Annotated in this window: 9 protein-coding genes, 1 pseudogene and 1 riboswitch; of the genes and pseudogenes, 6 read left to right on the top strand and 4 right to left on the bottom strand. The window is 39.4% G+C overall.

Annotation, left to right across the window (positions count from 1 at the left end; genetic code table 11):
• Positions 1-361 precede the first annotated feature (361 nt).
• From AC52RT_RS08970 to AC52RT_RS08985, 4 genes are all read left to right on the top strand, one after another.
• Complete coding sequence (locus AC52RT_RS08970; RefSeq protein ID WP_495540420.1) at positions 362-1,636, top strand: MFS transporter; 1,275 nt, start codon at positions 362-364, stop codon at positions 1,634-1,636.
• 116 nt (positions 1,637-1,752) lie between these two features.
• Positions 1,753-2,295 carry a glutathione peroxidase gene (locus AC52RT_RS08975; RefSeq protein ID WP_495540421.1) on the top strand — a complete coding sequence of 181 codons (543 nt, stop codon included), beginning with the start codon at positions 1,753-1,755 and terminating at the stop codon, positions 2,293-2,295.
• 118 nt (positions 2,296-2,413) lie between these two features.
• Positions 2,414-2,950, top strand: a complete 537-nt coding sequence (locus AC52RT_RS08980; RefSeq protein WP_495540422.1) for a GNAT family N-acetyltransferase — start codon at positions 2,414-2,416, stop codon at positions 2,948-2,950.
• Positions 2,951-2,986: 36 nt separating this feature from the next.
• Entirely contained in the window at positions 2,987-3,736 is a 750-nt protein-coding gene (locus tag AC52RT_RS08985) for an SDR family NAD(P)-dependent oxidoreductase (protein WP_495540423.1), read from the top strand.
• Here the strand turns inward: AC52RT_RS08985 and AC52RT_RS08990 are convergent.
• Together AC52RT_RS08990 and AC52RT_RS08995 are read right to left on the bottom strand one after the other, a co-directional pair.
• Positions 3,724-3,975, bottom strand: a complete 252-nt coding sequence (locus AC52RT_RS08990; protein WP_495540424.1) for a protein YuzH — start codon at positions 3,973-3,975, stop codon at positions 3,724-3,726. The two genes, AC52RT_RS08985 and AC52RT_RS08990, sit on opposite strands and share 13 nt — an antisense overlap.
• A gap of 76 nt (positions 3,976-4,051) precedes the next feature.
• Positions 4,052-4,405 (bottom strand): hypothetical protein, encoded by a 354-nt coding sequence (locus AC52RT_RS08995; RefSeq protein ID WP_495540425.1) that lies wholly within the window; start codon positions 4,403-4,405, stop codon positions 4,052-4,054.
• A 520-nt stretch (positions 4,406-4,925) separates the two neighbouring features.
• Between AC52RT_RS08995 and AC52RT_RS09000 the strand changes: the two genes are divergently transcribed.
• Together AC52RT_RS09000 and AC52RT_RS09005 are read left to right on the top strand one after the other, a co-directional pair.
• Complete coding sequence (locus AC52RT_RS09000) at positions 4,926-6,677, top strand: ABC transporter ATP-binding protein (protein WP_495540426.1); 1,752 nt, start codon at positions 4,926-4,928, stop codon at positions 6,675-6,677.
• Positions 6,674-8,692: an ABC transporter ATP-binding protein gene (locus AC52RT_RS09005; RefSeq protein ID WP_495540427.1), complete on the top strand. Its 2,019-nt coding sequence runs from the start codon at positions 6,674-6,676 to the stop codon at positions 8,690-8,692. The genes AC52RT_RS09000 and AC52RT_RS09005 overlap by 4 nt, the downstream gene beginning before the upstream one ends.
• A 46-nt stretch (positions 8,693-8,738) precedes the next feature.
• On the opposite strand, the gene metC is transcribed toward AC52RT_RS09005, so the two are convergent.
• On the bottom strand, positions 8,739-9,923 hold the full coding sequence (metC, locus tag AC52RT_RS09010; RefSeq protein ID WP_495540428.1) for a cystathionine beta-lyase: 1,185 nt from the start codon (positions 9,921-9,923) through the stop codon (positions 8,739-8,741).
• 134 nt (positions 9,924-10,057) lie between these two features.
• A riboswitch (SAM riboswitch) is annotated at positions 10,058-10,165 on the bottom strand.
• Between the two features lie 373 nt (positions 10,166-10,538).
• Positions 10,539-10,687 (bottom strand): annotated as a pseudogene (locus AC52RT_RS09015) (IS5/IS1182 family transposase); the annotation flags it as partial.
• Positions 10,688-10,867: the final 180 nt, after the last annotated feature.

Genomic DNA, 10,867 nt, shown 5'->3' on the forward strand with positions numbered 1-10,867 from the left:
GATTCATAGTTCGATACTCCTTTATAAGTAATAGACCAGTTAATTGTATGATTTCATCGAGGTGTAAGTTGAATAGTCGTTTTTATTTGTTATGTTTGCTTATGATAGATATTTACCCGTCCAATTCTATTTGAAACCTATTATTTGATTCTGGTAAATATTATTTTGATATACATATAAAAATGGAATATAAGAGGACAGGTACTAAAAAATACAACTGGATGATGGAGAAGTGTGTCTGTTAGTGTACAAAGTATGAACTTCCGTCCGTCTAAAGTCTGATTGAAAAATGTACAGAAGACGGTTTTTTATCTAAAAATTCCCAGGTAGTATTAAAAGAAAAACAGAATGAGGGAATTAAATGAACAATATTATCGGGATTTTTCGTAATTCAAATTACACAAAATTGTTTTTTGCTACGTTTACATCACAAATGGGAGGCACCATAGGACTCACCGCTTTTACCTTCTATCTGCTTGATCGTTTTTCTAGTCAGCCAGCGTATGCGACAGTTACGGAATTAATGTTTTCTTTACCCACGCTGGCCGTTTTCTTTTTGGTGGGGGTGTTTGCTGACAGACTGGACCGAAGGAAGATTGCCCTTTACTGTGATTGGATATGTGCGGGACTCTCGCTGATATTTCTTTTGCTATTATCGATCGACATTATGCCGTTGATCTTTGGGCTGCTATTTATCCGAAGTGCCATTCGTAATTTTTTCTTCCCGGCCGAGGCTGCTCTTGTGCAAGGCATTCTATCTAGCGATGACTACACCACAGCTGCTGGGTTAAATCAAATGGTCTCCAGTTTATTTATGTTATTTGGAAGCGGGATGGGTGTGTTCTGTTATTGGACGTTTGGCATTGAAGGGGCGATTGCCATTGATATGGTTTGTTTTATTATTAGCGGATTTTTAATTAAATCGACTCAATTTACCGAAGAAATACGACTTCCAAATGGCAGACATACTCTTAAAGATTTGAATGTATCTTTAGTTTTAAAGGATTTCTCTTCAGGGTTTCTCTATCTAATTCGAAATAAACTGTTGCTTACGTTAATCTCTGGGTTTGTCCTTTTTGGAATTGTCAACGGCGGTTTTTCGGTCATGCAGGTGTTTATTTTAAAATATAAGCTCGAACCATCAGATTATGAAAAATACGCGGTTATATTAGGTGTTATTTTCGGAATGGGTGTTTTAATAGGAAGTATTATTGCTTCCATATTGGCAAAAAAATTAAAACTACACCATATGCTGACTATTGGCTTGTTGATTTCTGGTACAGCCACTATCTTTGGAGCCATGGTTAATTCGACCATTCTATATATGTGCGGGTTAGGAATCGTAGCCTTATCCCTGCCATTGGTCAACGTCTCGTTAGGTGGGTGGCTTCCAAGCATTGTGGATCCGAAGATGATGGGCAGGGTTCAGGGATGTATTAATCCGGTGATGATGCTCTCGCAATCACTGACACTATTCCTAATTGCTGTTTTTTATCCTAGCATTGTAACGATTGAAATGTTGTATTTGATCGTAGGCAGTTGTCTTGTACTTGTAGGTTTCTTCTATATGATAATTTTGCCGAAATTTATAAATCAAGAACACTTAGCTAAGAAGAAAGAAGTCGTTGTTTTGTAAGTCTTTTAACTGGATGAGAGAGAGTTTTAGGATGGCTAATTATAGTAAATATGTATATGATTAAATAGGACTTTTCGCTTAGGAAATAGTCACATGGATTTCTTGGAGGATATAGGATGAGTGTCTTTAATTATTCTGCACAAAAGATGAATGGACAGGAAGTTTCTCTTGAACAATATAAAGGTAAAGCAATTATTGTTGTTAATACAGCAAGCAAGTGCGGATTTACCCCACAATATGAAGATTTGCAAAAATTATATGAACGCTATCAAGATAAGGGATTAATTATTTTAGGTTTTCCATGTAATCAATTCGGAGAGCAAGAGGCAGATAGTAATGAGGACGTACAGGCATTCTGCCAGATAAACTATGGTGTTTCGTTTCCTTTATTTAGGAAGGTCGATGTTCGTGGAGATCAGGCGCACCCGCTTTTTCAATACTTAATAAAAGCAGCACCCTTCCAAGGCTTTAAGAATAATTCAGGCAGCAGACTCTTGAAAGCAATGATTGAGACAGAGCACCCTGAACTATTGGGAGGGGATTCTATTAAATGGAACTTTACTAAATTCTTGATTAATAGGGAAGGGGAAATTGTTAAACGGTTTGAACCAGCGGATGAACCCTTTGACATGGAAGCTGATATCGAGAAATTAGTATAAAGGCATTAATATTAACTGGCAGTCCTCCAGATGAGAGGGCTGCTTTTTTACGATTTTAAAGGAATAGAAGTAGTTAAATCGAATAGATAAGAGAGATAAAAATATAGGGGGAAAGTAAATGTTTCCGAAGCTTGAGACTAGCCGATTGATACTAAGAGAAATAGGGAATGAGGATATAGAGAGCGTTTTTTCAATCTTCTCTAATTCGGATGTCACCCGTTTTTATGGAATGGAACCGATGGAAAATGTTATTCAAGCAAAACAGCTTATTACGAAATTTACGCAAAGTTATCAAAAGAATCAGGGGATACGATGGGGAATTGTCAAAAAAGAAGACAATGAACTAATAGGTACAATTGGATTTAATAATTGGGTGCCGAAAAATAAACGTGCTGAAATCGGCTATGATCTTCACCCTAGTTATTGGCGGAAAGGATATACAACGGAAGCGATTCAACGTGTGTTGTCGTATGGGTTTAGTGAGATGGATTTAAATCGTATTGGTGCCATAGTTTATTTGGATAATAGGGCATCAAGACAGCTGTTGAAGAGTATCGGATTTGCAGAGGAGGGCATCTTAAAGGATTACATGCTTCAAAATGGACACTTCTATGATGTTACTATGTTTTCTCTTTTAAAGCATTCTAGAGAATAATTAAGACCAGGGATAACTACAGAAAGGGGTACGAATATGGATTATTCTAATAAAACCGTTATCGTAACGGGTGGGTCTAATGGAATTGGCCGAGGGGTGGCTGTTGGTTTTGCAGAAAAAGGGGCATCGGTTGTACTGGCTGATCTAGATGAGACAGCAGGAGCTGATGCAGCTGCTAGTTTACAAGAAAAAGGCTGGAAGGCTGTATTTATTAAAACAGACGTTAGAAAGAATAAAGACATTCAACAGCTGATGGAGAAAGTTGCTCTAGCATTTGGGACGATAGATATTTTAATTAATAATGCCGGGAAAGCAAAATTCACCCCTCTTCATGAATTAGAAATAGAAGAGTGGGATGATCTACTAAATACGAATTTACGTAGTGTCTTTCTCTGTACGAAAGAGGCAGCAAAATATATGAAGAAAAATGAGGCAGGAGGTGCCATTATTAATCTTGCCTCAACACGAGCGATGATGTCTGAACCTAACTCTGAAGCGTATGCTGCCAGTAAAGGCGGAATTGTTGCATTGACGCATGCTCTCGCCGCTTCACTTAGTCAAGAACGAATTACGGTGAATGCCATTTCTCCAGGCTGGATTGAAACAGGTGACTATGCGCGGTTAAGAACAGAAGATCATCTTCAGCATTTTTCAAGACGAGTAGGCCGTCCCCAAGATATAGCTCGGGCTTGTTTGTATCTAACAGCAGAGGAAAATGACTTTGTAACAGGGATAAATCTGATCATCGACGGGGGAATGACTCGTAAAATGATTTATGAAGAATAGTCATTCAGCTCATTCTTTCGACCGCGATAATTTTCCTCGTGATTAAACTCTCGGTTGAGAAGCAGTTCCATTGCTTCAAGATCGGGGGTATGTACGGGTTGATCGAACGGGGACCATTGCACGTAATAAATAAAATAATAGCTTTTAATTTTTCTGAAGATGACCGGTGAATTTGGAAATGCATCATATAAAGCCTTCACTTGATGGCGTTTCATATAGGACCAATGTAATAGATTCATAGCTGCACCTGCTTTTATCTTTTTATCTGTGTTTACCCATTGGGAAGAACGACTATTCGATCATGTCAAAAAAAGCTTAAAGACTTTGCCTCCAAGCTTTTGAAGCAGTATGGAATTGAGGGCCGATAATCGTTTTGATATCATAAAAATATTTACAGATCATCAGCCATTTTTCAGGGTAGATGGATACAAATCGTTGGATACTTTCCGTTGAATAAATAAGTAAGCAGTCAAGCGGCTCGTGCTTTATCTTCTGCAAATCATACAATAAAGCATGAGGAATCGTATAAAATGACTCTACTTGAAATCTGTTTAATTGGACAAGGGTATGCGGCTGGTCATTGAGATACTTGTCTAACACTATTTTTTGTATCAATAAATGATAATCTTTATCGCCAGACTGCCTGTTCAATAATACGATTGTACGCATTCTATCACTGCCTTTTTAGCAAACAGTCTGACCAAAATGAAGAATACATATACGAGCTAAACTATTTGAAAAATATAAAAATTTGTAATTGACAAAATTCTTTAGTCAGATTACTATTAAAAAAGGAAACTTTAACCAATAAAAGAAGGGAGGCGAAGATTATGACTTACATGAAGAGGAGTAATCCAAATGTCATTTATCTTCATAATATAGCCTGCCTGAATCCAGCTTTATATCTGTCTTAGACAGAATTTAGTTATGTTCACATAAGCGCAGGCTGCATTCCGCGGCGTGCGCTTTTTATCTGTTTGCATGTTTGTGCATTCCAAAAAAGCTTTCGTGTGCTGCGAAGGCTTTTTTTGTTTTTTGGAGAGGGAGTACGATGCTAAAAGCATCTGTTCTATAGATAAACAATACACAGGAGGAATGAGAGATGATTAAAAGGACAAAGATCATGCTGTTGAACACAGGAGATCCAGAAAGCGGCTAGTACATCATTTAGACTGAAGGAGGAGAATGCATGTTTTCGATATTCAAAAAGCTGTCCTGGTTTTTTAAAGAAGAATGGAAGCGGTACAGTATTGCGATACTATTTTTATGCTTAGTGAACGTGATGGAGATTATTCCGCCAAAGCTTGTCGGAATGGCCATAGATGAGATTAACCAAGGTACGTTGACTACGAATGGGATTGGGCGGTATATCCTCTATTTAGCGTTAGTGGGGACGGCTAGTTATCTTTTTAGTTATATATGGAGTTACTTGTTATTTGGTGGAGCCTTTTTAGTTGAGCGCAAGCTAAGAAGTGGATTTATGGGCCATTTGTTAAAAATGACACCAACGTTTTATGAACGAAATCGAACTGGTGACTTAATGGCAAGGGCGACAAATGATTTAAAGGCAATTTCAATAACTGCCGGATTTGGAATTTTGACGTTAGCGGATTCTGTTCTATTTACAGCAACGATTCTGCTTGTGATGGGATCAACCATTAGTTGGACGCTAACCCTTGCAGCTGTGCTGCCCTTGCCTATTATGGCCGTAATGATTCAGGTTTTTGGTAATAAAATTCACCGACGATTTACCGATGCACAAAATGCGTTCGGTGATTTAAATGATAAAGTGCTTGAATCTGTTGCAGGTGTCCGGGTCATTCGGGCTTATGTTCAAGAACGTGAAGATGAGCAGCGCTTTGATGATATGACTGAGGATGTATATCAAAAAAATCTAGAAGTCGCTAAGATTGACTCGTTATTTGATCCGACCATTTCTATTTTGGTTGGAATCAGTTATTTAATTGGACTTGGTTATGGCGCCTATATGGTCTTTCAACAATCGATTACTTTAGGGAGCTTGGTTTCCTTTAATGTTTATCTCGGCATGTTGATCTGGCCGATGATAGCCATGGGTGAGCTGATTAATGTGCTGCAAAGAGGAAATGCATCCTTAGATCGCGTTCAAACCACTATGTCTGCCCATCAAGATGTGAAAAATGAAGATAACACTGAAACGGTGAATCGGCCAGAGGAAATTAGTTTTGATTCGGTTGAATTTACCTACCCATCTTCTAAAGTAACGAATTTAGATAATATTTCAGTCGCCGTTAACCGTGGACATACACTTGGTATCGTCGGAAAAACTGGCAGCGGGAAGACAACATTTGTGAAGCAGCTATTACGTGAATATCCGTTAGGAAAGGGAATAGTGTCTATCGGAGACATCCCCCTTGAGAAACATTTAATAGAAGATGTCCGAAACTGGATTGGCTACGTCCCTCAAGATCATTTTTTATTTTCAAAATCAGTAAAGGATAACATCTTATTTGGAAAAATGGATGCTACAGAGGCGGAACTGGCCGAGGCAATTCGTTTAGCCGATTTTGAAAAGGATTTAGAGATGCTCCCAGAGCGTCTGGAAACGATGGTCGGAGAAAAGGGTGTGGCGTTATCCGGCGGCCAGAAGCAGCGGATATCAATCGCACGTGCACTCATTAAAGACCCGGAGATACTGATTCTTGATGATTCGCTTTCAGCGGTTGATGCCAAGACAGAAACGACCATTATAACCAATATCCAAAAGGAACGAGCAGGAAAAACGACCATTATTACAACACATCGACTTTCAAGCGTACAGCACGCTGAGTGGATTATTGTCCTCGATCAAGGGAAAATCATTGAAGAAGGAACGCATGAAGATCTGCTCAAGCTGCAGGGCTGGTATTGGGAACAATATGAACGACAGCAAGTGGAAGATGGAGCGGAGGTAAGTGCATGAAAGTAGTTAAAAAGCTCTATCAATATGCCTGTTTGTATAAAAAAATAATCATTGCCGCGCTTATCATGTTATCCATATCGGTTGCAGCCGATTTAGCTGGACCGTTTGTAGCGAAAAAGGTGATTGATTCTCATGTTTTAGGAATTGAATCACCCTGGTATGAAACAGCTAAAAGCAAAGATGCCGTCTCCTATCAGGATACCTGGTATAAGCGAGGCAGTTACTTTTCTGACAATGAACAAAAAGGGCAGGAAGTAAGGATCCTTCAAACGGGTACAAAGTTTGTCTTTGTTGAGGAGTTGGTTCCGTTTGAAGGAAAAAGAACACTTACTGATTCAACACTTAGGGTGACCAAGAACAATGAAACAACAGAGTATGAGGCACAAGTTCTCTCTAAACGAGAGTTAATGGCCTTTTATCAGCCGGAAATTTCGCGGATAGCTCTGCTTTTAGCTTTTTATCTAGGATTGGTTATAATATCCTCTATATTTCAGTACGGACAAAGCTATTACTTGCAAAAGGCTGCCAATCGAATTATACAACGGATGAGAAATGATATTTTCACTCATATCTCAAGATTGCCAATTCGCTATTTTGATAATTTACCAGCTGGGAAAGTTGTTGCACGTATTACGAATGATACAGAGGCTATTCGTGAATTATATGTCACCGTACTAGCCAATTTCTTTTCAGGGACAATCAATATTATTGGTGTATTTATTGCTCTCTACATTTTAGAACCAGTTATTGCGCTGATTGCTTTATTGGTTATTCCAATTTTAGTAGTGTGGACATATGTTTACCGGAAATTTGCTTCAAAATATAATCAAATTATTCGCGCGAGAATTAGTGATATCAATGGAATGATTAATGAATCGATATCTGGAATGAGTATTATTCAGGCTTTTAGTCGTGAAAAAGACACGGAAAAGTCTTTTGAAAAAATGAATCATGAGCATTTTACGTATCAAAATAAGATGCTGAATTTGAATTCACTGACAGGTCATAATCTGGTTAGTGTATTACGAAATATAGCACTGGTAGCCTTCATTTGGTATTTTGGAGGACAGTCATTAACTGCTTCTTCAGCTGTTTCTCTCGGTATGCTCTATGCGATCGTTAACCTTATAAATCGGCTGCTTCAACCCGTCCAAGGGATTGTTAATCAGTTTGCAAATCTTGAACAGGCTCTCGTGGCGGGAGAACGTGCTTTCAGTCTTTTAGATGAGCAGGGGATAAGGGTAAGTGATGGGAAAATTAATCGATATCAGGGTGATGTTGAATTTAAGGACGTTTCCTTTGCCTATAAGGAAGACGAGTATGTCTTGCAAAACATTTCTTTTACAGCGAAGCAAGGAGAAACGGTGGCACTGGTTGGTCATACGGGATCAGGAAAGAGCTCGATTATGAATCTGCTGTTTCGTTTTTATGACCCTAGTAAAGGCACGATTACAATTGATGGCCGTGATATCACAGACATACCTCATCAAACACTGCGTGAGCATATGGGAATTGTTCTTCAGGACCCCTATTTATTTACAGGTACGATTGCGTCGAATATCAATCTAGGAAATGAGAACATTTCCAAAGAAACCATTGAAAAGGCATTACGAGAGGTAGGGGGCGACACAGTACTAAATCATTTACCACTCGGTCTAGATGAACCAGTTGTTGAAAAAGGAAGCACGCTCTCCTCTGGACAGCGTCAGCTCATATCCTTTGCAAGAGCTTTAGCTTTTGATCCAGCGATACTGATTCTTGATGAAGCAACAGCGAGTATTGATACTGAAACCGAAGCCATTATCCAGCAAGGTATGGATGTATTGAAAAAAGGACGTACGACCTTTATCATTGCCCACCGACTTTCAACCATTAAAAATGCTGATCAAATTCTCGTTCTTGATAAAGGCAGAATTGTTGTAAAGGGAAGCCATGATGAATTAATCGCGTTAAAAGGCAAATATTATCAGATGTATGAATTACAGAAAGGTAAGAATAAAGGCCTCGCTGGATAATGAACACCCCCTCTTAGATAGAGGGGGTGTTTGCTTTGTATTATCTCTACACTGATGCACCGGTACTAATTTGGAGCTTACAGGCTTCAAATGCCTGAGAAAAGTCTTGAATTAAATCATCTGGGCTTTCAAGGCCAACGGATAGACGGAGCAGAGAATCGGTTATTCCACGCTTTTCCCTCTCATCTTTTGGAATAGCGGCGTGAGACATTTTTGCGGGATAGGACAGAATCGATTCTACTGCACCTAAACTAACAGCGAATACAGGGAGCTTTACAGATTCCACAAAGGAACCGAGTAGTTCTTCATGCACAAGTTCGAAAGAAAGGACAGCACCGGCTCCTGAAGCTTGTTCATGCTGCAATCGATAATCTGGATGATTGACGAGACCTGGATAATGGACGGTTTTAACAAGATGGTGTGCTTCTAACCATTCCGCAAGTTGTTGAGCAGATTGCTGAGAATGTTGAATCCTGACATGCAAAGTTTTAATCCCCCGCATAACCAGCCATGCATCTTGAACACCTAGGACTGCACCAAAAGAGTTTTGCAAAAATCCAAGCTGCTCCGCAAGTTTGGCATCTTTGACGACAGCCAGACCGGCAACTGCGTCACTGTGGCCGGATAAGAACTTTGTGGCACTATGGAGGACGATATCTGCTCCCAGTGTTAACGGTTTTTGAAGGGCAGGAGTTAAGAATGTATTATCCACGTAGGTTAACGCTCCAATTTGCTTTGCAAGTGTGCTGAGTGCTTTTATATCGGTCACTTTAAGCAGTGGATTAGATGGTGTTTCAATATAAATAGCTTTTGTATTGGATTGTATCGCTGCTTCAACCGCGGCGATATTTGTCATGTCTACAAAGGTATGCTCGATATTAAAACGTGTTAAGACGCTTGTAACCATCCGGTATGTTCCTCCATAAACATCCTCAGAAACAATAACGTGGTCACCGGCAGACAGCAGAAGAAAAGCTGTGGAAATGGCAGCCATGCCAGAGGCAAAGGCAAATCCATTTGTTCCTTCTTCAAGGTCAGCGATAATATCTTCTAATGCTTCACGGGTAGGATTCCCACTGCGACTATAGTCGTACTTGCCAAACTGATCAATCGCAAACTGATGAAAGGTAGAAGAAAGATGAATAGGTACATTAACAGCTCCTGTTTCAGGGTCAATTTTATGCCGATTGTGAAGTAATTGTGTTTCAAAACGAAAAGACTGTTTTGTCATGGTCGAACCTCCTTTTTATATTGGGGAAAATTCTGTTTAGGCCGCTGTACGACGCCCAGATAAAAAGTATGATCGACTCAAAAAGAGGCAAACAAAAAAAGTCCTCTAAGAAGAAGACTTTTTTATAGGTCATCTTCTTATCTGCCAAGCCATACAGCTTGCTGGAGTTAGCACCTTTTCAATTTGCATTGATGGTTGCTGAGGTGTCACAGGGCCATTCCCTCGACCTCTCTGGATAAGAAATTCAGAGTATTCTATTTTTTTGAATCTTACTATATTACAGGGTTCATGTCAACGTCTTGATTAGTGTATCTGTGTTCATGATTATGTCACTTGCCTGTCAATAAATAGTAAAAAATATGTACTCAGCTTATTCAGTCTATATGGTATTTTAGTAGTAATAGGATCTAAGGATGGAGGAAATAAGATGGAAGAATTAAGTGTAACATTGGCCATTGCAAGTGTTATGACTCTCGGCTATTTTTTTTGCTACACCATATTTCACAAAGTTTCATGAACAGGTAAAAAGACAGCAGAGACTGTCTTTCAGTTTGTAGACAAAAGGAGATTGGAATTAAAAATTCCGATTCCCTATAGAAATACTTTGGCGTCTACCTCTGAATACATATCCTTCACCAAGTCATAAATGAAAGTGAAGTCAATGGCCGCCTTCATTTTGCGAACCAAATGGTTAGGTGGCACCACTTGATGTAATATAACAATTCAAATGGGTCTCGCTGAATAGAATCGTGTTTAGAAAGCATCCTCATCACCTAAGTTGTAATCCTTCTATTTTTAAACAAAGTGACTCGAGGATATCTAAAAGGTAAAACAAAGTTGATTGGAACGGAAGGTACGAGACTCCTGCGGGAAAAGCGTGTCTAGGTGAGACCCCGCAGGCGAAAGCCGAGGAGGCTCACCGACCGCCCGCGGAAAGCGAGTGC

This window comes from Peribacillus sp., assembly GCF_059453735.1.